Origin of the sequence: Streptomyces davaonensis JCM 4913 (genome assembly GCF_000349325.1) — a bacterium.
Taxonomy (GTDB): Bacteria; Actinomycetota; Actinomycetes; order Streptomycetales; family Streptomycetaceae; genus Streptomyces; species Streptomyces davaonensis.
The window spans coordinates 6,517,043-6,542,454 of sequence record NC_020504.1 but is presented as its reverse complement, the minus strand read 5'-3'; the positions used below and the strand labels follow the sequence as shown (position 1 = coordinate 6,542,454).

Genomic DNA, 25,412 nt, shown 5'->3' with positions numbered 1-25,412 from the left:
GGCCCCCCTGCTAGTCCAGGTATCCCCTCAGCTGGTCCGCGAAGGCGTGGTCCCTGAGTTTGTTCAGGGTCTTGGACTCGATCTGGCGGATGCGTTCCCTGGTCACGCCGAAGATGCGGCCTATCTCCTCCAGCGTGCGGGGGCGGCCGTCGGCCAGGCCGTAGCGGAGTTGGACCACCTTGCGTTCGCGTTCGCCGAGGGTGGAGAGGACCGCTTCCAGGTGCTCCCTCAGCAACAGGAACGCCGCCGATTCCACGGGGCTCGCCGCGTCGCCGTCCTCGATGAGGTCGCCGAGGGCCACGTCGTCCTCCTCGCCCACCGGGGCGTGCAGGGAGACCGGTTCCTGGGCCAGGCGCAGTACCTCGCTGACGCGCTCCGGGGGGAGATCGAGGTGGGCGGCCACCTCCTCCGGGGTCGGCTCGTAGCCGCGTTCCTGGAGCATGCGGCGCTGGACGCGGACCACGCGGTTGATCAGCTCCACGACATGGACCGGGACGCGGATCGTGCGGGCCTGGTCGGCCAGGGCCCGGGACATGGCCTGGCGGATCCACCAGGTGGCGTACGTGGAGAACTTGTAGCCGCGGGCGTAGTCGAACTTCTCGACGGCGCGGATCAGGCCGAGGTTTCCCTCCTGGACCAGGTCCAGCATGGTCAGACCGCGGCCCACGTACCGCTTGGCCACGGAGACGACCAGCCTGAGGTTCGCCTCGATCAGACGGCGCTTGGCCATCCGCCCCATGACCACCAGTCGGTCCAGGTCCAGCCCCAACTGGCTGTCCAGGTCGGGGGTGTTGCTCAGCTTCTCCTCGGCGAAAAGACCGGCCTCGACCCGGCGGGCGAGCTCGACCTCCTCCGCGGCGGTGAGCAGGGGGATCCGGCCGATCTCCCGCAGGTACTGGCGGAACAGGTCCGAGGACGGCCCGCCGGTGTCGGCACGCGGGACGCGCACCGGCTCGGGCGGTTCTTCGAGGACGGCCGGAGTGTCGGGCTGGGCCTCCGGCTGGGTCTCCGGCTCCGTCTCGGGGTGGTGCACGGCACGGTTCTGTGGGGGCACCGCGACGAGAACGTCGGACTCGGCGTCCGGTTCCGTGCCGTCCGTACTGATCTCGGTCTGGGTGAGGGTCTGGGTCTGCACGGGGGCGACCTCCAGGATGATCGCTGCTGAAGTGTGCGGCAGCGCGGCTTCGAGGGCGGAGTCGGCGGCCTCGCCGCTGTCCGTCCCGTACGCGATGAGCGGAATCGCGGGGGTGTGGGACCCGTGGGGGACGGGTCGGCCGCGCTCCGAGGACTCAGGCACCGGAACCCAGTGTGGAGTACGACACATCGCCGCCACGAGGGGCGTGCGGTGACTTTTTGCGTCCGGCCCGTGACGGCGTGGTGACCGCGCGGGGCCCGGCAGGCTACAGAGCTGCGGCTCCGTGCTCCCGCAGGGCTTGGTCGTACTGCTGGAGTACCCAGAGTTCGTTCTGTGTAGCGGCGAGTTGGGCCGGGTCTCCGCCCGCGGAGAGCCGGGCCATCTGGGACTGGATGTCCCGGATGCGGCGTTCGACGGCGCGGCGGCGGACGGTGACGAGCTGTTCGCCCGCGTAGTTCTCGTCCACGGTGCGGCGCATGATCGCCTCGACGGCCAGTTCGGTGACCATCGCGCGGACCGCGTCGTCGGGGGCGGCGTCCCGGACCCGGAGCAGATACTCCTGCCCGTCCCGGACGCCGTACTCGGCGCCGCCCGCCTCCATCACGGCCAGGCGTACGGCGGCGTAGGGCGCCGCGGTGAACTCGTCGATGCCGTACGCGTCGAACGCCGGGGAGACCAGCTCGGGGCGCTGGAGGGCGAGCTTGAGCAGCTCGCGCTCGGTGGCGTAGACGGGGTTGCGCAGATTGAGCGCCGGTCCGGCGGCGGAGGGCCGAGGGGCGGCGTCGTACGGCTGCTGCGGGCCGCGCGTCGGGGCCGGGCCCTTGCCGCCACGGTCGCGGGCCCAACGGGCCAGCTGGGCGACCCGCTTGACCACGAACTGGGTGTCGAGGATGCCGAGCATCCCGGCGAGCTGGACGGCGACCTCGTGCTGCGCGCCGCTGTTCTTGATGCGCGCGACGATCGGCGCGGCCTCGTCGAGCGCGGAGGCGCGGCCCGCGGGGGTGTCCAGGTCGTAGCGCACGACGATCTGACGCAGGGCGAACTCGAAGAGCGGGGTGCGGGGCTCGGCCAGTTCGGCGACGGCCTCGTCGCCCTTGGCCAGGCGCAGCTCGCAGGGGTCCATGCCGTCGGGTGCGATGGCGATGTAGGTCTCGGCGGCGAACTTCTGGTCGTCCTCGAAGGCACGCAGGGCCGCCTTCTGGCCGGCCGCGTCGCCGTCGAAGGTGAAGATCACGCGGGCCGAGCCGTTGTCCATGAGGAGTCGGCGCAGGATCTTGATGTGGTCGCCGCCGAAGGCGGTGCCGCAGGTGGCGATGGCCGTCGTGACGCCGGCGAGGTGGCAGGCCATGACGTCGGTGTAGCCCTCGACGACGACCGCGCGGGACGCCTTGGCGATGTCCTTCTTGGCGAGGTCGATGCCGTAGAGGACCTGGCTCTTCCTGTAGATCGCCGTGTCGGGGGTGTTGAGGTACTTGGGGCCGTTGTCGGCCTCGTACAGCTTGCGGGCGCCGAAGCCGACGACGTCGCCGCCGATGTCGCGGATCGGCCACATCAGGCGGCCGCGGAAGCGGTCGATGGGGCCGCGGCGGCCCTCCTGGGAGAGGCCGGAGAGGAGCAGTTCCTTGTCGGTGAAGCCCTTGCCGCGCAGGAAGCGGGTGAGGTGGTCCCATCCTTGCGGGCTGTAGCCGACGCCGAAGTGGACGGCGGCCGCCTGGTCGAAGCCGCGCTCGGCGAGGAAGACCCGGCCGGTGTCGGCCTCGGGGCTGACGGCGAGCTGCTCGGCGTACCAGTCGGCGGCGATCTTGTGGGCCTCGACCAGCCGGATCCGCTCGCCGCGCTGGTGGGCGGGGTTGTAGCCGCCCTCCTCGTAGCGCAGGGTGATGCCGGCCTGGGCGGCGAGCCGCTCGACCGCCTCGGAGAAGGAGAGGTGGTCGACCTTCATCACGAACGTGATGGTGTCGCCGCCCTCCTGGCAGCCGAAGCAGTGGAAGAGCCCCTTGCTCGGGCTGACCTGGAAGGACGGCGACTTCTCGTCATGGAAGGGGCACAGCCCCTTGAGGTTTCCGCCACCGGCGTTGCGCAGCTGGAGGTACTCGGAGACCACGGCGTCGATCGGGACCGCGTCCCGTACCGCCTTCACGTCCTCGTCGTTGATCCGTCCTGCCACGCGTGAATTCTACGGGGGCGGACTGACACTCCTGGACGCTCCTGACAGCTACGGGATGAGGCTTTCCAGCGCTACGTGCGGGTCAGCCAGCGACTCCGCGTTCACCTGTGCCCCGCTTCGGACCAGCCGTTGGATCGGGTCTGTGACGTCCCACACATTCACGTTCATCCCCGCCAGCACCCGGCCGTCCTTCAGCCAGAACGCGATGAACTCCCGCTTCCCGGCGTCTCCCCGGATCACCACTTCGTCGTAGGCGCCGGCGGGCGCCCAGCCGGAGTACTCCATCCCCAAGTCGTACTGGTCGGAGAAGAAGTAGGGGACCCGGTCGTAGACGACGTCCCGGCCGAGCATCGCGCGGGCCGCGGCCGGGCCGCCGTTCAGGGCGTTGGCCCAGTGCTCCACGCGCAGGCGGGCGCCGAAGAGGGCGTGCGGGAAGGAGGCGACGTCACCGGCGGCGTAGATGTCGGGGTCGGAGGTGCGCAGCTGTTCGTCCACCACGACGCCCCGGCCGCCCGCGCGGTCGGCGATCTCAAGACCCGCCGCCTCCGCGAGGCCGATCCGGGGAGCCGCGCCGATCGCGGCCAGCACGGCGTGCGCGGGGTGCTCCTCGCCGTCGTCGCACCGCGCGGCCAGCACCATGCCGTCCTGGCCGACGATCTCCGTCAGCTGCCGGCCGAAGTGGAACCGCACCCCGTGGTCCCGGTGCAGCTCGCCGAAGAGGCCGCCCAGTTCGGGGCCGAGGACGGCGTGCAGCGGAGTCGGCGCCGGTTCGACGACGGTGACCTCGGCGCCGTACTCCCGGGCCGCCGCCGCGACCTCCAGGCCGATCCAGCCGGCGCCGGCGATCACGAGGTGGCCGTTGTCCCGGCCGAGTGTGGACAGGACGCCCTTGAGCCGCTCGGCGTGGGCGAGCCGGCGCAGGTGGTGGACGCCGGCCAGGTCGGTGCCCGGGATGTCCAGCCGACGGGGCTCGGCGCCGGTCGTGATCAGGAGTTTGTCGTAGTGGACGACCGTGCCGTCCTCCCCGAAGCGGACCGTCTTCGCCGTGCGGTCGATGGCGTCGACGGTCTGGCCGAGGTGGAGTTCGATGTCGTTCTGCGCGTACCAGGCGGGCTCGTGCACGAAGACGCTGTCGCGTTCCTCCTTGCCGAGCAGATAGCCCTTGGAGAGCGGGGGTCGCTCATAGGGGTGGTCACGCTCGTCGCTGATCAGTATCACGCGGCCCGTGAAGCCCTCCGCCCGCAGCGTCTCGGCCGCCTTCGCGCCGGCGAGTCCGCCTCCGACGATGACGAATGTCTGATCCGCGTCGACCACTTGATGCCTCCTCGTAAGGGTGCCGCCACATGGGAGCGTCCCGCACGGAGTGTGATGGGGGAAGAGGGAGTGGCCCGATCAGGCCACGGAGGGTCACATTCGGGCGTGTTTCACTTCACTCTTGTCACCTCATGCTCATGAGTGTCCCGTCAGACGCACGTGAAGCGAACGGGCCGAGGCGTCGGTGAGGGACGCGATCTGGTCCACGATCACCCGCTTGCGCGCCCGGTCGTCGGGCGCCGCGTCGAACAGCGCCCGGAATTGCGGGTCGAGCCCCTCGGGCGCCCGCGCGGTGAGCGCCTCGGCCAGTTCGGCGACCACGATCCGCTGATCGGCCCGCAGCCGCTCCTGCTCGGCCCGCTGCATGACGTACCGGTCGGCGACGGCCTTCAGTACGGCGCACTCCAGCCGGGTCTCGTGCGGTACGACGAGTTCGGCGCCGTAGCGGGTGAGCCGGCCGGTGCCGTGGGCGGCGCGGGTGGCGGCCTCGGCGGCGAGGCAGAAGCGGCCGATGAGCTGGCTGGTGGCGTCCTTCAGCCGGGCCTGGGCGACGGCGGTGCCGTCGTAGCCGTGCGGCCACCAGGCTTCCTCCTGGAGCCGGTCGAGCGCCTCGGCGAGTTCCGCGGGGTCGGTGTCCTCGGGGACGTAGCGTCCGACGGCCACCGCGAAGACGGCCTGGCGTTCGGGTTCGGCGTGCAGGAGGTTGGGGTCGATGTGGCCCGCGTGCAGTCCGTCCTCGACGTCGTGCACGGAATACGCCACGTCGTCGGACCAGTCCATGACCTGGGCCTCGAAGGTGGCGCGGGTGCCGGGGGCGCCCTCGCGGACCCAGTCGAACACCGGCCGGTCGTCCTCGTAGACGCCGAACTTCGGGGACGTGGGGTCGGTGGGATGGGCACCTCGGGGCCAGGGGTACTTGGTGGCGGCGTCGAGGGCGGCGCGGGTGAGGTTGAGGCCGACGGAACCCTCCGGGGTGAACCGTTTGGGCTCGATACGGGTGAGGAGCCTGAGGGACTGGGCGTTGCCCTCGAAGCCGCCGACGTCCTTGGCGAACTCGTTCAGGGCCTGCTCGCCGTTGTGGCCGAACGGGGGGTGGCCCAGGTCGTGGGAGAGACACGCGGCTTCGACCAGGTCGGGGTCACAGCCGAGGGCTTCGCCGAGTTCGCGGCCGACCTGGGCGCACTCCAGGGAGTGGGTGAGCCTGGTGCGGGGGCTGGCGTCCCAGGCCTGGCTGGAGGTGCCGGGGGTGACGACCTGGGTTTTCCCGGCGAGTCTTCTCAGTGCCGAGGAGTGGAGGACTCGGGCCCGGTCCCGCTGGAAGGCCGACCGGCCGGGGCGCTTGTCCGGTTCCTTGGACCAGCGTTCCACTGACGGTGTGTCATAGCCCTGGGGCGGGATGTGGTTCTCGTGCGCCATGCATCGACAGTAGGCGCCTAATCGTCTGCCTGGCTGTCTTACGTCGCGAGTGCGGGTTGTTGGTGGCTGGTCGCGGAGTTCGCCGCGCCCCTGAGGTAGGTGGCCGCACCCTTCGTTGCCATGCATTGGTCGTAGCGGTGGAGGATCAGGCGGGCCATTGCCGGGTGCGGGCCCAAGGGGGCCGATGCCATCCACGGGGCCGTCGCCGCGCACTCTGTTGCGAAGCGGCCCGGAGCCGTGAAGTACGACGCCACCGCTATCCGGTGGTGGCCCCTCGCCGTCAGGGCCTGGACCGCGTCGGAGACCCTCGGTGCCGCCGTCGTCGCGTATGCCGGGACGACCGGGACTCCCAGGCGCTCGGACAGGGCGCTTGCCGTACGGCCCGCGTCCACCTTGGACTCCGGGTCGCGGGAGCCCGCCGCCGCCAGGACCACCGCCGTGCCGGGGGTGTCGGCCCAGCCCGCCTCCATGAGGCGGTCGTACAGGGCCTCGACCAGGAGCGGGTGCGGGCCCAGCGCCTTGGCCACGCGGGCTCGTACGCCGGACTCGGCCGCCATCTCCGGGATGTCCCGCTTCACGTGATAGCCGCGGCTGAGCAGGAGCGGGACCAGGACGGCCTCGTCCGTGTCCAGGGCGGCGAGGGTGTCCGGGAGCAGAGGGGCGTTCAGTTCGATGTGGCCCAGGTGGACGGGGAGCCCGGGGCGCAGTTCGCGGACCCGGTCCAGGAGGGTGCGCACGGTGCTCAGGGCGCGCGGGTCACGGCTGCCGTGGGCCACGACCACCAGCGCGGGCCGGGTGGGGCGGCGCCGGCCGTCGAGCGCGACGAGGCTGAGCTGGCTGGCGAGCTGGCTGCTGATCCGGTTCATGAGATGCGCCGTACTGTCGAGGGACGTGGACTCGTCGTGAAGGGGTTGCGACGCCGTCATGAACCGATGGTGGTGGGCGGAGGTTGCCGCCCCGTTGCATGGGCGTCACGGGTCTTTTCCGCAGGTTCACCATCCGGGGCCCGGTCACTGTGAGGTGGAGTGACCTGGAGTTTTGAGCCTCGGAGTGACCTTGCTCACGCAACCGGGGCCGGGTGTCCGGCGTCCTTCGGGGCATGAGGATCAGCCGACCGCGCATCCCTCGCACCCGCACCGGACAGCGGCGTCTCGTGCAGGCGCTGATGGCGGCGTGCGTGCTGGCGCTGCTGCCGTCGGCCTGGATGTTCGTCTCCACGGACGACCGGCTGCGCACCGTCACCGACGCGCCGCGCACCGACGTGGCCGTGGTCTTCGGCGCGGGCCTGTGGCAGGGCGAGCCGTCGCCGTACCTCGCCCACCGGCTGGACGCGGCGGCCGAGCTGTACCGCGCGGGGCGGGTGAAGGTCGTCCTGGTCACCGGAGACAACAGCCGTGAGGACTACGACGAGCCGGACGCGATGCGCACCTATCTCACCCGGCACGGGGTGCCCGACGCGCGGATCGTCAGTGACTACGCGGGCTTCGACACCTGGGACTCCTGCGTCCGCGCGAAGAAGATCTTCGGCGTCGACGAGGCCGTACTGATCAGCCAGGGCTTCCACATCCGGCGGGCGGTCGCCCTGTGCGAGGCGGCGGGGGTGACGTCGTACGGGGTCGGTGTCGACGATGTGCACGACGCCACCTGGTACTACGGGGGGACGCGGGAGATCCTCGCGGCGGGCAAGGCCGCGCTGGACGCCGTGTTCAAGCCGGATCCGCATTTCCTCGGGCCGCAGGAGCCGGGGGTGGCGGAGGCGCTGGCCGCCGGACGGTGAACGGTGCCTCACTGATCGCGGAGCCCGGCGGGGAGGTCGGTGTGCGCTCGGCGTAACAATCCGCCGTATCGGCACGTAACACGGCCGAAGCACGCTGGGGAGCATGCCGAACACCGCCACGCCCACGCACTGTCCGTACTGCGCCTTGCAGTGCGGGATGAATCTGACGCCCGCCCCCGACGGGACGGTCGAGGTGAGCGAGCGGGCGGACTTCCCGGTGAACCGGGGTGCGCTGTGCGGCAAGGGGCGTACGGCGCCGGCGGTCCTTTCGACGAGCGTCCGCCTGACCTCGCCTTTGGTGCGCTCCGGGGGCACTCTGGTGCCCGCCTCCTGGGAGGAGGCGCTGGACCGGATCGCCGAGGGGCTGACCCGCACGCGGACGGAACATGGCCCGGACGCGTGCGGCGTCTTCGGCGGCGGTGGACTGACCAACGAGAAGGCGTACACGCTCGGCAAGTTCGCGCGGGTGGTGCTCGGCACCTCGCAGATCGACTACAACGGCCGCTTCTGCATGTCCTCGGCGGCGGCCGCCGGGATCAAGGCGTTCGGCCTGGACCGGGGGCTGCCGTTCCCGCTGGAGGACATCCCAAAGTCGGGCTGTGTGATCCTCGTCGGCTCCAACCTCGCGGAGACCATGCCGCCCTCGCTGCGGTTCTTCAACGAGCTGCGGGAGAACGGCGGCACCCTGATCGTCATCGACCCGCGCCGCACGAAGACCGCCGAGCAGGCCGACCTGCACCTGGCACCCCGGCCGGGGACGGATCTGGCGCTCGCGCTGGGCATGCTGCACCTGGTCGTCGCCGAGGGCCGCACGGACGAGGAGTACATCCGCGAGCGGACGACCGGCTGGGAGGAGGCCCGCGCGGAGGCGCTGGCGCACTGGCCGGAGTACGTCGAGCGGATCACGGGCGTCTCGGTGCCCGAGCTCCGGGAAGCGGTACGGATGTTCTGCGAGCCCGAGTCGGCGATGGTGCTGACCGCCCGCGGGCCCGAGCAGCAGTCCAAGGGCACCGACACCGTCGGCGCCTGGATCAACCTGTGCCTGGCGACCGGCCGCGCGGGCCGCCCGCTGTCCGGCTACGGCTGTCTCACCGGGCAGGGCAACGGCCAGGGCGGCCGCGAACACGGCCAGAAGGCCGACCAGTTGCCCGGCTACCGCAAGCTGGACGACCCGGAGGCGCGGCGGCACGTGGCCGAGGTGTGGGGTGTGGACCCCGACTCGCTGCCGGGCCCGGGGCGCAGTGCGTACGAGCTGCTGGACGCGCTGGGTACGGATATTCGCGCGCTGCTGCTGATGGCCTCCAACCCGGTGGTCTCGGCGCCACGTGCCGCGCACGTCGAGGAGCGGATCAAGTCCCTTGATTTCCTTGCCGTCTGTGACGTCGTGCTGTCGGAGACGGCGGCACTGGCGGATGTCGTCCTCCCGGTGACGCAGTGGGCGGAGGAGACGGGCACGACGACGAACCTGGAGGGGCGGGTGCTGCTGCGCAAGCAGGCGATCACCCCACCCTCGGGGGTCCGCAGCGACCTGGAGGTCATGCACGAACTCGCGGACCGGCTGGGCGTGGAGAAGGGCTTCCCGACGGATGCGGAGGAGGTCTTCGAGGAGTTGCGGCGGGCCAGCGCGGGGGGCGTCGCGGACTACTCCGGGATCACCTATCGCAGGCTCGCGGAGGAGAACGGGGTGTTCTGGCCGTGCCCGGCGGACGGGGACGCCGAGGAGGCCGTCGAACACCCCGGCACTCCCCGCCTCTTCCACGACCGGTTCGCCACGCCCGACGGGCGGGCCCGGTTCGCGCCCGTCGCACACCGGGCCACGGCGGAGGAGCCGGACGACGAGTACCCGGTGCTGCTGACGACGGGACGGGTGGTGTCCCAGTACCAGTCGGGCGCCCAGACCCGCCGCGTGGACGAGCTGAACGCGGCGGCGCCGGGGCCGTTCGTGGAGCTGCACCCGCGGTTGGCGGCCCGTCTCGGGGCGGCCGAGGGCGACCCGATCGCGGTCGTCTCCCGCCGCGGCCGAGCGGTGGCCCCGGCCCGCATCACGAACTCCATCCGCCCCGACACGGTCTTCATGCCCTTCCACTGGCCGGGCGAGGGCCGGGCGAACACCCTGACGAACCCGGCGCTGGACCCGACGTCACGGATGCCGGAGTTCAAGTCGTGCGCGGTGCGCTTGGAAGCCGTCGCGTCCTAGCGCACGGCCCAGTCGCCGCTTGCGATGAGTCTGCCGTGGGCCCGCAGTCGGGTGGCCACGGCGGGCGCGGCCAGGTACACCCACGCCCGCACGCGCGTGCCGTCGGCGTCCCGCGTCACGTCCCGGGCGACCCGCTGATAGAGACTGCGCGGGTCGCCGGGCACGTACTCCTCCAGGCGGTCCAGTTCGGCCAGCAGCTCCGGGTACTCCTCCCCCCTCACGGTGACCAGATCGCCGCGCACCGCTCCCCCGGGGTCCTCGACGGCGTACGGATATCCCGGCCCGTCGTAGAGCACCGCCCCTGAGAGCCTCGCCGGTTCCTCCTTGAGCGTGCGTCCGCGCAGGAAGAGGTCATGGTTCGGCTCGCGGCAGCGCAGCGTGCCGTAGACGAAGAACGGAAGGGTCACAGGGCTCACAGAAACGATTCTGTCTCCTCACACATCTCCACGGGACGACTCTGGCCACTCACCTGTCATGGCCCCTTAAATCGCAGGACAAGATCACCCGTGCCCTCCCGAGGAGATCCATGAGCCGGATACGGCCGCACATCCGAGGTTCCCGTCTCGCCACCGCCGGTGTGGCCGTCACCGCCGCCGGTCTGCTCGCCGCGACGCTCACCCCGAGCGCGGGCGCCGCGAACAAGCCGACGCGGGCGGTCGCGGTCGAGAACGCGGCGGCAGCACTGGTCGATCACGCGGCCGCCCTGGGCCTGACCTCCGCGCAGGAGACGAAGGTCCGGGACGTGATCGTGGACGCGGACGGCACGCAGCATGTGCGCTACGACCGGACCTATCGTCAACTTCCGGTGCTGGGCGGTGACTTCGTGGTGCACCTGGCCAAGGACGGGACGTACCGCAGCGCCTCGCGCGCCGTTCGCGGATCCGTCGCCCCGGCGGCCGGTGTCACTCCCGCGCTCCCCGCGACCCGCGCCGCCGACCTCGCCGTGAGCGCGCTGCGCGCCACCAACCTGGGCGAGGCCCTCCGTCAACTCACGGCCAAGCCCCGGCTGGTCGTGGACGCCCTGCACGGCTCGCCGAAGCTGGCCTGGCGGACCGATGTCGTGGCCCGGGACTCGCTCGGCAACCCGGTCGGGCGGACGGTGCTGACCGATGCGCGCACCGGTGCGGAGATCGACGCGTGGGACACCCTGGAGACGGCGGGCGGCGACGGAAAGTCGCTGTACAGCGGAACGGTCCCCCTGAACACCACCCTCTCGGGATCGACGTACCAGCTCAAGGACGCCTCACGCGGGGGCACTTACACGGGTGACGCGGCGGGCAAGGTCGACCTGTGTCTGCTCGGGACCATCTGCGTCACCCGGGCGCCGTCGACGGTGTTCACGGACGCCGACAACCACTGGGGCACGGGCGCGAACACCGACCGCGCGACCGCCGCCGTGGACGCGCAGTACGGCACCGACATGACCTGGGACTACTTCAAGGGCGTGCACGGCCGCAACGGCATCGCGGGCGACGGCAAGGGGTCGTACAACCGGGTGCACTACGGGACGCGGTACAACAACGCCTTCTGGGACGACAGTTGCTTCTGCATGACCTACGGCGACGGTGACGGGACCAACCTCGGCCCGTTGGTGTCACTGGACGTGGCCGGGCACGAGATGTCGCACGGGGTGACGTCCAAGACGGCGGCGCTGACGTACTCGGGCGAGTCCGGGGGCCTGAACGAGGCGACGTCGGACGTCTTCGGCACGCTGGTGGAGTTCCACGCGGCCAACGCCTCCGACCCCGGCGACTACCTGATCGGCGAGAAGATCGTCCGGGACGGCTTCGGCCAGGACGCCCTGCGCTACATGGACAAGCCCAGCAAGGACGGCAGCTCGGTCGACTGCTGGACCACGGGGGCGGCCGACCTGGACGTCCACTACTCCTCCGGCATCGGCAACCACTTCGCGTACCTGCTGGCGGAGGGCAGCGGCGCGAAGTCCATCAACGGCACGGTTCACAACTCCCCCACCTGCAACGGCTCTTCGGTGACCGGAATCGGCCGCGCCAAGCTGGGCGCGATCTGGTACCGGGCGCTGACGGTCTACATGACCTCTTCGACGAACTACGCCGGCGCGCGTACGGCGACCCTGAGCGCGGCGAAGGACCTGTACGGGAGCGGGAGTTCGGAGTACGCGGCGGTGGCTGCGGCTTGGAGCGCGGTCGGCGTGGGCTGAGCGTGGGAAATGCGGTGGCCTGGGCGGCAGGGGGCTGGTTAGGCTCCCCTGCCGCCCACAGTCTTTGGAGCCCCATGCCGACCTCACCGCCCAAAATGCGTCCCGACGAGCTCGACATCGACGCGGAGTTGGTGCGTCGGCTGATTGCCCGGCGGTTTCCGGAGTGGGCGGGGCTCGAGGTTCGGTTCGTGCGGTCGGCCGGGACCGACAATGCGATGTATCGGCTCGGGGACGAACTCGTCGTGCGGCTGCCCCGGTTGCGGGATGGGGAAGGGCAGGTTCAGCGGGAGTACCGGTGGCTGCCTCGGCTGGCGCCGGAGTTGCCGTTGTCCGTGCCGGTGCCCGTTGCTGTGGGGGCTCCGGGGGGCGGGTACCCGCTGGTTTGGGGGGTGTACGAGTGGCTTGAGGGGGCCAACGCCCACGACACGCCCCTCGCCCAACCAGCCGAGGCCGCCTTGCAGTTGGGGCGATTCCTCGCCGCCCTGCGTCAGGCCGACGCGAGCGACGCGCCGACTTCCTATCGGGGCTCGCCGCCCGGACACAACGATGACTACGTGCGGGGCGCCATCCGTGATCTCGGGTCCGACGGGACGATCGATCCGGTGCTCGCCACCGAGGTCTGGGAGAGGACTCTGGGGTTGCCGGGATGGGACCGCGCGCCCGTCTGGCTGCACGGGGACCTTCTGCCGGGCAATCTGCTTACCGTCGACGGCCGACTCACCTCCGTCATCGACTTCGGCTGCCTCGGTGTCGGGGATCCGGCAGCTGACCTGATGGCCGCGTGGACCGTGTTCGGCGCCGAGACCCGCGAGGCGTTCCGTGGCGCCGCCGACATCGACGACGCCACCTGGGAACGGGGGCGGGGGTGGGCCCTCTGCTTCGGGCTGATGGCCGATCACTACTACGGCGACGCCTTCGGCAACGGCATGAACCCGGTGCTGGCGGGGGTGGGGCGGCGGGCCGTGGCTGAAGTGCTGGCGGAGTGCGGGTGAGTTCAGCCGCCCGCCGTGGCGGACTCGGTCACCAGGTCGTGTACCGGGCGCGGCGCAGACCCCAACAGGGTCGGCACGTCGGAGGTCTTCGCCTCCAGGAAGCCCGCCGCCATGTTGGAGAGCAGGGACAGGGTGTGGGTGATCTGGTAGGGCTCCAGGCCGTGGCCTGCCAGTGCGGTGCGCGCGTCGGTGAGGGACGTGGGGTGGTAGTCGACCTGCCTGCCGTACCGCTTGGTCAGGAGGTCGGCCAGGTCGGTGCCGCCGAGCGCGGTTACGCCCTCCAGTTCGTACGTCCGTCCGGCGTGGCGGCTGTGGCCCCCGGAGGTCAGGGCACGGTCGGCCTCTGCGGCCACGCTTACCGTGATGTCCGCGAGGTCCTCCCTGGCCACGACCGACATCCGGCCCGTGCCGTACGCGGCGGAGAAGACCCCGGTCTCGGCGGCCGGTCCCGCGGAACCCGCCGAGAGGCCGCCCAGGAGTTCGGCGTAGAGGCCGTTGCGCAGGATCGTCGTGTCGTACGGGCCATGGGCCAGACGGTCCTCGGTCCAGCGGTGCGGGAGGGCGAGGGTGGTGCGTTCACCCGACGCGGCCAGGCTGGTGTAGATCACGTGGCGGACGCCCGCCGCTGCCGCCGCGTCGGCCACCGCGCCGTGGCGGGCCAGCACTATGTCGTCCTCGGCGTATCCGGCGGAGATCATCACCAGGACGTCGACCCCGGCGAACCCCTCCACGAGGCTCGCCGGGTCGTCGAAGTCGATACGGCGCGCGGTCTCTCCGTCGCCGCCCCGGGTGCCTGCCACGACCTCGATCCCGTCGGGCCCGGACAGTGCGGTCAGGCCCTGGAGCACCAGTCGGCCCAGTCCTCCTGAGACTCCGGTAACGAGAATCATTCGAGCACCCCTTGCGTTGATCCTTACGAACAGCACCGAGCATCCGCCGAGTTCGGCGGTTCCAAAAGGAGGCACTTTCGTGTCAGGCCCGAACACCGCCGTAAGTTCCCAGGTCAACGGCGCTATTCCGGAAGGGCCGTGTGGCGATGACGACTGCGGGATCCGTGATGTGCTGGACCGGCTGGGGGATCGGTGGACCGTGTTGGTCATCGTGGAACTCGCCAAGGGCAGCCGCCGCTACGGCGAGTTGGAGCGCGCGATACCCGGCATCTCGCAGCGCATGCTGTCCCTGACCACGAAGCGGCTGTGCCGGGACGGGCTGGTCGAGCGGATCGTGCATCCGACCCTCCCGCCCCAGGTCGAGTACCGCCTCACCCCGATGGGCCGCAGCTTCTCGGCCGTGATCTCGGGGCTCGCCGACTGGTCCCGCGACCACAAACCCGCCATCGCGGCGGCGCGGGCGGACTGGGACGCGGAGCATCCGGGGAGCGCGGCAGGGGTGTAGGGGCGAGGGAGGCTCTCAACTCCCGTACGGGCGCCTCTCCTTCGCCTCCCGCAGTGCCGTCCCCCACCACACCAGCTGGTCCAGCATCGTCTTGGCCGCCGCGTCCGGGGCCGTGGGGTCCTTCAGGCGGCCGGAGTCGTCGAAGGAGGCGCCGGCGTTGTGGAAGGAGACGGTGTCGCGGACGGTGACGGCGTGGAGTTCGGCGAAGACCTGCCGGAGGTGTTCCGCCGCTCGCAGGCCGCCCGCGAGTCCGCCGTAGGAGATCAGGGCGACGGGCTTGGCGCGCCACTCCGCGTAGTGCCAGTCGATGAGGTTCTTCAGGCCCGCCGGGAAGGAGTGGTTGTACTCGGGGGTCAGGACGACGAACGCGTCGGCGCGGGCCAGTTTCGGGCTCACGTCGGCGAGGGCCGCGGTCGCCTCCTCGGTGCGGGCGAAGGACGTGGGCAGCTCGATTCCGGCCACGTCCACGACCTCGGCCGTGAGGTCCTCGCGGCGCCCGACGTGCTCCAGGATCCAGTCGGCCACGACAGGGCCGAAGCGGCCGTGGCGGTTGCTGCCGATGACGACGGTGACATTCAGGGGTTCCATGGCGGAAGTCATGACGACAGCGTGATACCTCAACCTTTGTCGAGGTCAAGCGCCTCATCGGGTCACCCGTTCACACGCGCCGGGCAGGCAGTTGCCCGACTCCTTCGAGCGACCGCCTTGACCTGCCAAAACGCGCTGCCCCACCGGTCTTCCTGACACCCATTCACCCCAATTCTGACGCTCCATCAGGAAGCGGCCCCGGCCCACTGCCCCTTACCTCTGAAGGGCAGTGACCACCGCTGATCCCCAGGGAGCATCGATGCGCCGTACCGCCCGTCTGCTGACCGGGAGCGCGCTCGCCGGCGCGGCTGCCGGGCTGGTCTGCGCACCGGCGTACGGCGTGGGCGCCGCGCACCTGGAGGTCCACCCCTCCTCGGTCGTGCCGGGCGGACAGGTCACCGTGAACACCTCGGCCTGCGCGGACGGCGGTACCGCGGTGGGCGACGCCAGCGCGGTGGGCGCGGGTCGGTTCACGCTGGCGCCCAGCACCCATGAGCGGGACGCGATCGGACGGTTCCGGGTGCCGCCGAGCGCGCAGCCGGGGACGTACGAGATCACCGCGACCTGTGCCGGGGGCGGGCGGAAGGTGACCGGCGATCTGGTGGTGACGCTGACCTCGCAGCGCCAACCGGTGCATCCGCGAGGAAGTGTGAAGACGGGGGTCGGCGGCGCACTCGGCCCCGACCCCGTGCAGACCGCGGCCGGCGTGGCGGCACTCGCCGTCGCCGCCGCGGGCGGTACCTGGCTCCTGCATCGCCGGGCGAGAGGCGACGGGATCTGACGGACACCCTCCGCTGTCCGTCCCGCCGGTACCGCATGTCCCCTCCCCCTCCGGGTCCGACGCCCCTCGCGGCCCGGAGGGGGAACAGGGTCAGCCCGTTCAGGAGGCGCGCGTGCGCAGGTACAGCGACGCCGCGACAGCGGCCGTCACGGTGGTGGCCCTGTGCTCCGGTGCCTGGCTGCTGCACAGCGGCGCCGAACGGCACGCCCCGCCGCAGCCCTCCGCCGCCCAGGCGCACGCCGACCCCGCCGACCGGCAGCCGTCCGCCGCGCCCGCGCTGCCGCCCTCCCCACCGGACCATGTCCGCATCCCGTCGATCAGGGTGGACGCCCCCCTCACGGGCCTCGGCCTCACTCCGTCCGGCAGCCTCGACGTGCCGCCCGCCGAGCAGAAGAACCTGGCCGGCTGGTACGAGTCCGGCACCACACCCGGCGAGAAGGGCACCGCCATCGTCGCGGGCCACGTCGACAACGCCGAGGGCCCCGCCGTCTTCTACCGCCTCGGCGCCCTGAAGAAGGGCAGCGCGGTGGAGGTGGACCGGCGCGACGGCTCCACGGCCGTGTTCACGGTCGACTCCGTCGAGGTGTACGACGCCCGGGACTTCCCCGACGAGAAGGTCTACGGCGCGGCCCGCCGCCCCGAGCTGCGGGTGATCACCTGCGGCGGGGGCTACTCACGCGCCACGGGCTATCAGGGCAACGTCGTCGTCTTCGCGCACCTCACCGGCAGCCGGTGAGGTGCCCAGGATGTTCCGCTTGCCCCACGCGCCCAGCGGTTCCAGCGCGGCGTTGAGGCTGACGCCCTTCGGGGTCAGGGAGTACTCCACCCGCGGCGGCACCTCCTCGTACTCCTCGCGGTGCACGATGCCGTCGGCCTCCAGCTCGCGCAGGTGGGCGGCGAGCACCTTCTCCGTGACGCCCGGCAGCGCGCGGCGCAGCTCCCCGAACCGGTGCGGACGCACCGAGAGCTCCCACAGGATCAGCACCTTCCACTTGCCGCCGATCACGTCCATCGCCGCGTCGATCCCGCAGTGGTACGACCCCGGCCGTCGCGCCGTCGCCATGTCGGCCCCCGTCCCTCTCGTCCCGAACGCTCTGTCCCGAACGCTCTGCCTCGATGCTTTCCCGGCGGTAAGCGCCCACTCCAAAGTACGTACTTGAGCAGGCCGTTCACCTGCTACGAGGCTAACCGCCATGACTGACAACGCCTCTCCGATGCCCCTCACCCTGCTCGGCACCGGCGCCATGGGCACCGCCCTCGGCCGTGCCTGGCTCGCCGCCGGACACCCCGTGACCGTCTGGAACCGCACCCCCGCCCGCACCGCGGCACTGGCCGCCGAAGGGGCGACCGTCGCGAGCAGTGCCGCCGCCGCGGTGGCCGCCAACCGGCTGGTGATCGCCTGTCTCCTCGACGACGACTCCCTCGGCGAGGCCCTCGCCGGGGCCGACCTCACCGGCCGGGACCTGGTGAACCTCACCACCGGCACCCCGGCCGAGGGCCGCGCCCGTGCCGCCTGGGCCGAGGAGCGCGGAGCGCGGTTCGTGGACGCCGGGATCATGGCCGTACCGCCGATGATCGGCAGCCCGGACTCCGGGGCGTACGTCTTCTACAGCGGCTCCGCCGGGCTGTTCGAGGAGCACCGGGAGACCCTCGCCGTCCCGGCCGGAACCGCTTGGGTCGGCGCCGATCCGGGCTTCGCCGCGCTGCACGACGTGGCCCTGCTCAGCGCCATGACCGGCATGTTCGCGGGGGTCTTCCACGCCTTCTCACTGGTGCGCCGGGAGGACATCGCGCCGAAGGAGTTCGCGGGGCTGCTCCAGGGCTGGCTCACCGCGATGGCCCACACCGTGCACAACACCGCCGACCAGCTGGAGAGCGAGGACTTCACGAAGAACGTCGTCTCCAACCTCGCCATGCAGACGGCGGGCAACGCCACGCTGCTGCGCACGGCACAGGAGCAGGGGGTGAGTCCGGAACTGCTGACGCCGTACATGGCGCTCATGGAACGGCTGCTCGCGCAGGGACGGGGCGAGGAGGACACGACGGGGATGGTCGACCTCCTGCTTCGACAGGGAAGCTAGGCCACCCACTGCTCGTACGCCATGTTCGCCACCAGCGCGAACACCACCGTCAGCAGCACGACCCGGACGAACCCGCTCCCCTTCTTCAGCGCCGTATGGGCACCGAGCGTCCCGCCCGCCAGGTTGAACAGGGCCATCAGCGCCGCCAGCTGCCACAGCACCGTGCCCTGCCACGCGAAGGTCGCCAGCGCGCCCGCGTTCGTGCAGCAGTTGATGATCTTCGCGGTGGCGGAGGCGGCGACCAGGTCGAGGTGGAGGATCGCGGTGAGGGTCAGGACCAGGAAGGTGCCGGTGCCCGGGCCGATGAGTCCGTCGTAGAAGCCGATGCCGACGCCCGCGAGTCCGATCGCGGTGAGGATCTGGCGGCGGGTGGCCGGGCCGGTCGCCGGGGCGGTGCCGAAGGCGGGGCGCAGGATCACGAAGGCGGCGACCGCGATCAGCACCACCATGATCACCGGCTTGAGCACCTCGGTGCTCATCCCGGCCGCGAGGAAGGCCCCGCCGGACGATCCGGCCAGCGCCGCGAGGCCGATGCGGACGGCCAGGCGGACGTCGACCCGGGTCTTGCGGGCGTAGGTCACCGCGGCGCCCGAGGTGCCGACGATCGCGACCGCCTTGTTGGTGCCGAGAGCGTAGGCGGCGGGGGTGTTCGAGGGCAGGCCCAGCAGCAGTGCGGGCAGGAGCAGGAGCCCGCCGCCGCCGACCACGGCGTCGATCCAGCCTGCCGCGAGGGCGGCGAGGCACAGGACGGCGATCATGGTCAGCGATATGTCGGACATGATCGCGACCCTAAGGACGGGATACATGCCACGTCCATCCAACTGAGGGGTTTCTGAGGTACGAGGCACCCCGTACCCAGTCCTCACAGCCCGCCCCAGCCCAACGCAGGGAACCCTCACACCCATCCGGCCGCCCCGCTGAGGGCAGAGTTCCTCGCGTGAAACAGACGTGATGCTGCCGGGTAACACCCGCACCGCACGCTCAGTGCCATGACCTCGAATACGCGTGTGGTGGTGATCGGCGCCGGGCTCGCGGGCGTACGGCTCGCCCGGCGGCTCGGCGAGCTCGGCACGTCCGCGCTGCTGATCGGCGAGGAGGAGCACCGACCCTACAACCGGGTGCTGCTCGCCGAGGTGCTGGCCGGGCGGTACGCCCCCGAGGTGATCGCGCTGCCCACCCCGCAGGGGCTGCTCCGCACCCGGGTCACCGGCATCGACCGGGAGGGGCGCGTCGTCGAGTGCGCGGACGGCTCGAAGATCGCATACGACACGCTGGTGCTCGCCACCGGCTCCAACCCGGTGCTGCCGCCGCTGCGCGGTCTGTTCACTCCCGATCATGTGCTTCCCGAGGGCGTGCACGCCTTCCGCACCATGGACGACTGCCTCGGCCTGTCCAAGGCGGTACGGCCTGGAGTGCGGGCGGTCGTCATCGGCGGCGGGCTGCTCGGGGTCTCCGCGGCGCGCGCGCTCGCGGTGCGCGGCGCCCAGGTCGTCCTCGCCCAGCAGTCCGAGCGGCTCATGGAGCGCCAGCTCGACCCGGGCGCCTCCAAGCTGGTGCTGCGGCATCTGAAGGACCTCGGCGTCGAGGTGCACACCGAGTGCCGGGTGCGCGACGTGCGCTGCGTCGGCGGCGCGGTCCGCTCGGTGGAGATGTCCGACGGCTACGCCCTCGACGCCGATCTGGTGGTGCTGGCCTGCGGGGTGCACCCGAAGGTCGGGCTCGCCAAGGAGGCCGGGCTGGCCGTCCACAAGGGCGTCCTCGTCGACGACGAGCTGCGCACCTCCGACCCGCACATCCGGGCGATCGGCGACTGCGCCCAGCACGACGGCACGCTCTACGGCCTCGCCACCCCGGCCCTCGAACAGGCCGAGGCGCTGGCGGAGCTGCTCGCCGGTGACCCCGGCGCCCGCTACACCGGCACCCGGGCCCTGACCCGGCTCACCCTGCACGGCAACACCGCCTTCGACCTCGCCGCGTTCGGCGAGACCGAGGCGCTTCCGGGCGACGACGTCGTCCAGCTCACCGACGCCACCCGCGGCACCTACCGCAAGGTCGTCGTCCGCGACGACCGCGTGGTCGGCGGGGTGCTCGTCGGCGAACTCGGCACCGTAGGCGCGCTCGCCCGCGCCTGGGAGGGAGCAGAGCCGCTCCCCTCCGACGGCGCGCCCCTGCTCCACCTGCTCACCAACGACGGAGGCTCCTGATGACCGCCACCCCGGGGCCCACCCCCACGATCGTGCTCGTCGGCCACGGCATGGTCGGCCAGCGCTTCCTGGAGGCGCTCGCCGAGCGCGGCCTGACCGCCACGCACCGCGTGGTCGTGCTCTGCGAGGAGCCCCGCCCCGCCTATGACCGCGTCGCGCTCACCTCGTACTTCTCGGGCAAGACGCCCGAGGACCTGTCGATGACCGACCTGGAGTTCATCGAGAAGCACTCCATCGAGCTGTACGTCGGCGACCCGGCGCTGACCGTCGACCGCGAGGCGAAGAAGGTCACCGCCAAGTCGGGCCAGGTCTACGACTACGACATCCTCGTCCTCGCCACCGGCTCCTTCCCGTTCGTGCCCCCCGTCCCGAACAAGGACGCCACCGGCTGCTTCGTCTACCGCACGATCGAGGACCTGCTCGCGATCGAGGAGTACGCGAAGAGCGCGACGACGGGTGCCGTGGTCGGCGGCGGTCTGCTCGGACTCGAGGCGGCCGGCGCGCTGAAGGGCCTCGGACTGACCTCGCACATCGTGGAGTTCGCGCCGCGGCTGATGCCGGTGCAGGTCGACGAGGGCGGCGGCGCCGCGCTGCTGCGGACCATCGAGGACATGGGCCTGACCGTGCACACGGGTGTGGGCACGCAGGAGATCGTCGTCGACGAGGCGGGCGCCGTCACCGGCATGAAGCTCTCCGACGGCTCCGAACTCGCCACCGACCTGGTCGTGTTCAGCGCGGGCGTACGGCCGAGGGACCAACTCGCCCGCGACTGCGGCCTCCAGGTCGGCGAGCGCGGCGGCATCGCCGTCGACGAGCAGTGCCGTACGGTCAACGACCCGCACGTCTTCGCGATCGGCGAGTGCGCGCTGGCCTCCGACGGGCGCGTCTACGGCCTGGTGGCCCCGGGTTACGAGCAGGCCGAGACGGCCGCCGCGACCATCGCCGCCGACGAGGCCGCCTTCACCGGCGCCGACCTGTCCACCAAGCTCAAGCTCCTCGGCGTGGACGTCGCCTCCTTCGGCGACGCGCACGGCACCACCGAGGACTGCCTGGACGTCGTCTACTCCGACTCCCGCGCGGGCCTGTACAAGAAGCTGGTCATCAGCCGGGACGGCACCCTGCTCGGCGGCATCCTGGTCGGCGACGCGGAGGCGTACGGCACCCTGCGCGCCTTCACCGGCTCGGTCCCGCCGGTCTCCCCCGAGTCCCTGGTGCTGCCCGCCGGCGCGGGCGCCTCGGTCCAGCTCGGCCCGTCGGCCCTCCCCGACGAGGCGGTGATCTGCTCCTGCCACAACGTCACCAAGGGCACGATCCGCGGCGCGGTCACCGAGCACCAGTGCACCACCGTGCCCGAGGTCAAGAAGTGCACCAAGGCCGGTACGGGCTGCGGCAGTTGCGTCAAGGTCCTCGGCCAGCTCGTCAACGCCGAGCTGGAGGCCAGCGGCGTCGAGGTCGACAAGGGCCTGTGCGGCTGCTTCTCGCAGACCCGCGAGGAGCTCTACGAGATCGTCCTCGCCCTGCGCATCAACAAGTACCAGGACCTGCTGGACCGGCACGGCCGGGACACCGCACGGGGCGGCGACGGCTGCGAGATCTGCAAGCCCGCGGTGGCCTCGATCATCGCCTCCCTCGCCCCGACCATCGGCGCCGACGGCTATGTCCTCGACGGCGAGCAGGCGGCGCTCCAGGACACCAACGACCACTTTCTGGCCAACCTCCAGAAGAACGGCTCGTACTCGGTCGTGCCCCGCATCCCCGGCGGTGAGATCACCCCGGAGAAGCTGATCGTGATCGGCGAGATCGCCCGCGACTTCGGGCTCTACACAAAGATCACCGGCGGCCAGCGCATCGACATGTTCGGCGCCCGGGTCGAGCAACTCCCGCTGATCTGGACGAGGTTGGTGGACGCCGGCTTCGAGTCGGGCCACGCGTACGGCAAGTCCCTCCGTACGGTGAAGTCCTGCGTCGGCCAGACCTGGTGCCGCTACGGCGTCCAGGACTCGGTCCGGATGGCGATCGACCTGGAGCTGCGCTACCGGGGCCTGCGCTCCCCGCACAAGCTCAAGTCGGCGGTCTCCGGCTGCCAGCGCGAGTGCGCCGAGGCCCAGTCCAAGGACTTCGGCGTGATCGCCACCGCCAACGGCTGGAACCTCTACGTCGGCGGCAACGGCGGCGCCACCCCGCGCCACGCGGACCTGCTCGCGCAGGACCTCAGCGACGCCGAACTGATCCGCCTGATCGACCGGTTCCTGATGTTCTACATCCGCACCGCCGACCGCCTGGAGCGCACCTCGACCTGGCTGGACCGGATCCCGGGCGGCCTCGACCACGTGCGCGACGTGGTCGTGGAGGACACCCTCGGCATCTGCGAGGAGCTGGAGACCCTGATGGCGGCCCATGTCGACCACTACCGCGACGAGTGGGCCGAGACCATCAACGACCCCGAGAAGCTCGCCCGGTTCGTGTCCTTCGTGAACGCGCCCGACACCCCGGACCCGGTCGTCGGCTTCGTCCCCGAGCGCGACCAGATCAAGCCCGACCTGCCGCTGCTGACCATCGGCCACCGTCCCCTGGAAGGGAGCAACCAGCGATGACCCTGGCACCCGAGGTAACCGACCTCAAGGTCCAACTCCGGCTCGCGGACGACTGGTTCACGGTCTGTGACCTGAGCCGGCTGATCCCCGGACGTGGTGTGGCGGCCCTGCTGCCGGACGGCGGCCAGGTGGCCCTGTTCCGCGACCGCTCCGGCACGCTGTACGCCATCGACAACCGGGACCCGTTCAGCGGGGCCGGGGTCCTCTCCCGCGGGCTGACCGGCACCCACCAGGGGCGCCCGTTCGTGGCCTCGCCGCTGCTGAAGCAGCGGTTCGACCTCGCCTCCGGGCAGTGCTTGGACGACGAGTCGGTGCGGGTGGCGACGTACGCGGTGCGCGCGGCCTGAACTACGGCATCGGGCCCGGCCGGAGCGGTTCCGGCCGGGCCCTCGCCATGCCGCCCGCACGACGGTCCCGGCTACGCCGGGGCGCGCGGGGGCCGCCGTACCACCCCCCGGTCCATCGCCCACGACCTGCGGTCGCTCCCGGCCGACCGGATACGCCGCCCGCCCCCGCACCACCCCCGTGCGCCCTGTCCCCCCGCGCTCCGGGAACCCGTCCCCAAGGGGGTGCTGTCCCTGGGTTTGCCGGCCGCCCACGAGGGTCGCGGCCGTCGGACATCGGGGGATGACCATGCGCACTGCACGCACACACCGCCGCGCCACCGCACTCGGCCTCGCCGCCCTCTTCACCGCCGCCGCGCTCGCCACGACCACGGCGTGCGGCTCGTCGGAGGACGCCTCGCCGAAGAGCGACAGCGGCGACAAGAAGAAGTCCGCGGCCTCCGGACAGGCCCTGGAGAACAAGGCGTACGGCTACAACCCCTACGCCTGGGCCACCCGCCGGGACAGCCGGATCGGGGTCTACGGCATCGAGCTGCACGGCCAGAGCTTCACGCTCGGCGGCGAGGTCAAGCTGGTCCTGTACAAGGACAACCGGGTCCCCGGCGTCCCGTCCTGGTACCGGACCACCACCGCCCGCTGGAAGACGGGCCGCCACGGCGGCGCCTTCGACGTCACCACCGGAATGCTGGACTGCACGGCCTACGGCTACGCCAAGGACTCCACGCTGATGGCACTGGACGTGACGACGAACACGTGGTCCAACAAGGTCCGCGTGTCGACGGGTTGCTCCCGCTGAGAACGCGTCACCTGAAGGCGTGGGAGTCCAGACGCAGGGTCTCTCCGATGCTGTCCAGCACCGACCAGGGAGGGGCTGCCGGCGCCTCCCTCTCGATCCTGGCCCGCACTTCCATGATCCGCTCCAAGTCCGCCAGGCACTCCTCCGCGTACTGCGCCGTCCGCCCGGGAAGTCCCGGGTCCTCGCTGAACCAGGACTGGTGCAGGTCGACCGTGCGGATCCGCCATCGGACGAGGTAGGGGATCTGATCCGCGGTTTGTCGTGCAGCGTGCGCAGCAGGCCGGTCGGGCGCTGCGCAAGGTAGTCGTAGGTGAATCTCGTCTCCTGCGCCGGTGTTCCGGCCTCGGGGCGGTCCTCAGGGCCTTCGCCAAGGACACAAGGGTTGTCTCGCTGGGGGTCGAGTCGCCGTTGAGGGCTTTGCTCGACGTGGTCCGGCCCAGACCGGCACGGAGTGCGAGTCGCGCCATGCTCAGCCCACGCTCCACGCGCAGGCGCCGGAGCTGACGCTTCAGCGCCGGGAGGGCGTTCTCGGGCGGGACAGGGCCGTCGTGCTGTCACTCATGAGTCATGAGCTCCGATCGGCTCAACTGCGGCAACTCTCCAGCATTCAGCGGCTGTTCGCGACGTGGTCACGGCGGGCCAGCGCGGTGTGGACGGTCACCGTTCGACGCCGTTCACCTGAACCAACCTGAACACGACGGGCCGGACGCCTCGAAAACCCGGTGGAGGGACCTGGGCACCGGCTGCTTTCATGAGCGCATGGTGTCCCCCGACCGTCTTCTCGCCTTCGCGGCCATGTCGTTCCTGCTGATCGTGGTGCCCGGGCCCAGTGTGCTGTTCGTCATCGGGCGGGCGCTCGCCCAGGGACGCCGGGCCGCGCTGACGTCGGTGGTGGGGAACACCGTCGGCGCGTATGTGCTGGTTCTCGCGGTGGCGCTCGGGGTCGGGTCGGTCGTGGAGCGGTCGGTCCTGGTGTTCACGCTGCTGAAGCTCGCCGGGGCCGCCTACCTCGTTTATCTCGGGATCAAGGCGTGGCGTGGGCGCGGGGCGCTGCGGGCCGCGTTCGCCGAGGACGCGGCAGGAGCGGCGGCGCACGGTGGACTGCGGACCTTCTGGGAAGGGTTCGCGGTCGGGGTGACCAACCCCAAGACGATCGTGTTCTTCGCCGCGGTACTGCCTCAGTTCGTGGACCGGGGCGCGGGGCATGTGACGGCCCAGATGCTGCTGCTCGGCCTGGTCTTCAACGTCATCGCGCTCGCCTCGGACAGCGTGTGGGGCCTGGTCGCGGCGACCGCCCGGGGCTGGTTCGCCCGGTCCCCCCGGCGTCTTTCGGCGGTGGGCGGAGTCGGCGGGATGACCATGATCGGGCTCGGCGTCACGGTCGCCGTGACCGGCCGCAAGGACTGACCAGCACGCCCCGAGGGCGTCGTACGACATCTTGGTCAGCCGTTC

General features: G+C 71.4%; 24 protein-coding genes. 13 read left to right on the top strand and 11 right to left on the bottom strand.

Annotation, left to right across the window (positions count from 1 at the left end):
* Positions 1-10 precede the first annotated feature (10 nt).
* The 5 genes from BN159_RS28995 to BN159_RS28975 all read right to left on the bottom strand — a co-directional run bounded on the left by BN159_RS28995 (position 11) and on the right by BN159_RS28975 (position 6,958).
* The gene (locus BN159_RS28995; protein WP_041819983.1) at positions 11-1,297 is read right to left on the bottom strand and encodes a sigma-70 family RNA polymerase sigma factor; all 1,287 of its coding nucleotides are present in this window, start codon (positions 1,295-1,297) and stop codon (positions 11-13) included.
* Between the two features lie 103 nt (positions 1,298-1,400).
* Positions 1,401-3,302 carry a DNA primase gene (dnaG, locus tag BN159_RS28990; RefSeq protein WP_015660572.1) on the bottom strand — a complete coding sequence of 634 codons (1,902 nt, stop codon included), beginning with the start codon at positions 3,300-3,302 and terminating at the stop codon, positions 1,401-1,403.
* A gap of 48 nt (positions 3,303-3,350) precedes the next feature.
* On the bottom strand, positions 3,351-4,616 hold the full coding sequence (locus BN159_RS28985; protein WP_015660571.1) for an NAD(P)/FAD-dependent oxidoreductase: 1,266 nt from the start codon (positions 4,614-4,616) through the stop codon (positions 3,351-3,353).
* A 135-nt stretch (positions 4,617-4,751) separates the two neighbouring features.
* Complete coding sequence (locus tag BN159_RS28980; RefSeq protein WP_015660570.1) at positions 4,752-6,032, bottom strand: deoxyguanosinetriphosphate triphosphohydrolase; 1,281 nt, start codon at positions 6,030-6,032, stop codon at positions 4,752-4,754.
* Between the two features lie 38 nt (positions 6,033-6,070).
* Positions 6,071-6,958 carry a sirohydrochlorin chelatase gene (locus BN159_RS28975; RefSeq protein WP_041819982.1) on the bottom strand — a complete coding sequence of 296 codons (888 nt, stop codon included), beginning with the start codon at positions 6,956-6,958 and terminating at the stop codon, positions 6,071-6,073.
* A 173-nt stretch (positions 6,959-7,131) separates the two neighbouring features.
* Here BN159_RS28975 and BN159_RS28970 point away from each other — a divergent pair, with 173 nt between their 5' ends.
* Positions 7,132-7,809, top strand: a complete 678-nt coding sequence (locus BN159_RS28970; RefSeq protein WP_078598896.1) for a SanA/YdcF family protein — start codon at positions 7,132-7,134, stop codon at positions 7,807-7,809.
* Positions 7,810-7,912: 103 nt separating this feature from the next.
* Positions 7,913-10,006, top strand: coding sequence for a molybdopterin oxidoreductase family protein (locus BN159_RS28965; protein ID WP_015660567.1), 2,094 nt, complete (start codon positions 7,913-7,915; stop codon positions 10,004-10,006).
* Here the strand turns inward: BN159_RS28965 and BN159_RS28960 are convergent.
* A complete protein-coding gene (locus tag BN159_RS28960) occupies positions 10,003-10,413 on the bottom strand; it encodes a gamma-glutamylcyclotransferase family protein (protein ID WP_041819979.1) in 411 nt (136 codons plus the stop codon). The genes BN159_RS28965 and BN159_RS28960 overlap by 4 nt on opposite strands.
* Before the next feature lie 119 nt (positions 10,414-10,532).
* Between BN159_RS28960 and BN159_RS28955 the strand changes: the two genes are divergently transcribed.
* Complete coding sequence (locus BN159_RS28955) at positions 10,533-12,185, top strand: M4 family metallopeptidase (RefSeq protein WP_015660565.1); 1,653 nt, start codon at positions 10,533-10,535, stop codon at positions 12,183-12,185.
* A 74-nt stretch (positions 12,186-12,259) separates the two neighbouring features.
* Complete coding sequence (locus BN159_RS28950) at positions 12,260-13,177, top strand: aminoglycoside phosphotransferase family protein (protein ID WP_015660564.1); 918 nt, start codon at positions 12,260-12,262, stop codon at positions 13,175-13,177.
* A gap of 2 nt (positions 13,178-13,179) precedes the next feature.
* Here the strand turns inward: BN159_RS28950 and BN159_RS28945 are convergent, their stop codons facing one another.
* Positions 13,180-14,067, bottom strand: a complete 888-nt coding sequence (locus BN159_RS28945) for an NmrA family NAD(P)-binding protein (RefSeq protein WP_015660563.1) — start codon at positions 14,065-14,067, stop codon at positions 13,180-13,182.
* Positions 14,068-14,146: 79 nt separating this feature from the next.
* Between BN159_RS28945 and BN159_RS28940 the strand changes: the two genes are divergently transcribed.
* Entirely contained in the window at positions 14,147-14,572 is a 426-nt protein-coding gene (locus tag BN159_RS28940; protein ID WP_015660562.1) for a winged helix-turn-helix transcriptional regulator, read from the top strand.
* Positions 14,573-14,587: 15 nt separating this feature from the next.
* Here BN159_RS28940 and BN159_RS28935 read toward each other — a convergent pair whose 3' ends face one another.
* Positions 14,588-15,172 carry an NADPH-dependent FMN reductase gene (locus BN159_RS28935; RefSeq protein WP_015660561.1) on the bottom strand — a complete coding sequence of 195 codons (585 nt, stop codon included), beginning with the start codon at positions 15,170-15,172 and terminating at the stop codon, positions 14,588-14,590.
* A gap of 247 nt (positions 15,173-15,419) precedes the next feature.
* On the opposite strand from BN159_RS28935, the gene BN159_RS28930 reads away from it, so the two are divergent.
* The gene (locus BN159_RS28930) at positions 15,420-15,941 is read left to right on the top strand and encodes a hypothetical protein (RefSeq protein ID WP_015660560.1); all 522 of its coding nucleotides are present in this window, start codon (positions 15,420-15,422) and stop codon (positions 15,939-15,941) included.
* A gap of 112 nt (positions 15,942-16,053) precedes the next feature.
* Positions 16,054-16,677, top strand: a complete 624-nt coding sequence (locus BN159_RS28925) for a class F sortase (protein ID WP_015660559.1) — start codon at positions 16,054-16,056, stop codon at positions 16,675-16,677.
* Here BN159_RS28925 and BN159_RS28920 read toward each other — a convergent pair.
* Entirely contained in the window at positions 16,615-17,004 is a 390-nt protein-coding gene (locus BN159_RS28920) for a winged helix-turn-helix transcriptional regulator (RefSeq protein ID WP_015660558.1), read from the bottom strand. The genes BN159_RS28925 and BN159_RS28920 overlap by 63 nt on opposite strands.
* A 130-nt stretch (positions 17,005-17,134) precedes the next feature.
* Between BN159_RS28920 and BN159_RS28915 the strand changes: the two genes are divergently transcribed.
* Positions 17,135-18,022 (top strand): NAD(P)-dependent oxidoreductase, encoded by an 888-nt coding sequence (locus BN159_RS28915; RefSeq protein WP_015660557.1) that lies wholly within the window; start codon positions 17,135-17,137, stop codon positions 18,020-18,022.
* Here the strand turns inward: BN159_RS28915 and BN159_RS28910 are convergent.
* A complete protein-coding gene (locus BN159_RS28910; protein WP_041819976.1) occupies positions 18,019-18,801 on the bottom strand; it encodes a sulfite exporter TauE/SafE family protein in 783 nt (260 codons plus the stop codon). The two genes, BN159_RS28915 and BN159_RS28910, sit on opposite strands and share 4 nt — an antisense overlap.
* Before the next feature lie 210 nt (positions 18,802-19,011).
* Between BN159_RS28910 and BN159_RS28905 the strand changes: the two genes are divergently transcribed.
* From BN159_RS28905 to BN159_RS28890, 4 genes are all read left to right on the top strand, one after another.
* Complete coding sequence (locus BN159_RS28905; RefSeq protein WP_015660555.1) at positions 19,012-20,226, top strand: NAD(P)/FAD-dependent oxidoreductase; 1,215 nt, start codon at positions 19,012-19,014, stop codon at positions 20,224-20,226.
* Positions 20,226-22,820 (top strand): nitrite reductase large subunit NirB, encoded by a 2,595-nt coding sequence (nirB, locus tag BN159_RS28900; RefSeq protein ID WP_015660554.1) that lies wholly within the window; start codon positions 20,226-20,228, stop codon positions 22,818-22,820. The genes BN159_RS28905 and nirB overlap by 1 nt, the downstream gene beginning before the upstream one ends.
* Positions 22,817-23,167, top strand: a complete 351-nt coding sequence (gene nirD / locus BN159_RS28895; protein ID WP_015660553.1) for a nitrite reductase small subunit NirD — start codon at positions 22,817-22,819, stop codon at positions 23,165-23,167. The genes nirB and nirD overlap by 4 nt, the downstream gene beginning before the upstream one ends.
* 286 nt (positions 23,168-23,453) lie before the next feature.
* On the top strand, positions 23,454-23,960 hold the full coding sequence (locus tag BN159_RS28890) for a hypothetical protein (protein ID WP_157901124.1): 507 nt from the start codon (positions 23,454-23,456) through the stop codon (positions 23,958-23,960).
* Here BN159_RS28890 and BN159_RS44285 read toward each other — a convergent pair.
* Positions 23,870-24,472: a helix-turn-helix transcriptional regulator gene (locus BN159_RS44285; protein ID WP_408055047.1), complete on the bottom strand. Its 603-nt coding sequence runs from the start codon at positions 24,470-24,472 to the stop codon at positions 23,870-23,872. The genes BN159_RS28890 and BN159_RS44285 overlap by 91 nt on opposite strands.
* A gap of 247 nt (positions 24,473-24,719) precedes the next feature.
* On the opposite strand from BN159_RS44285, the gene BN159_RS28885 reads away from it, so the two are divergent.
* Positions 24,720-25,367 (top strand): LysE family translocator, encoded by a 648-nt coding sequence (locus BN159_RS28885; RefSeq protein WP_015660550.1) that lies wholly within the window; start codon positions 24,720-24,722, stop codon positions 25,365-25,367.
* Positions 25,368-25,412 lie beyond the last annotated feature (45 nt).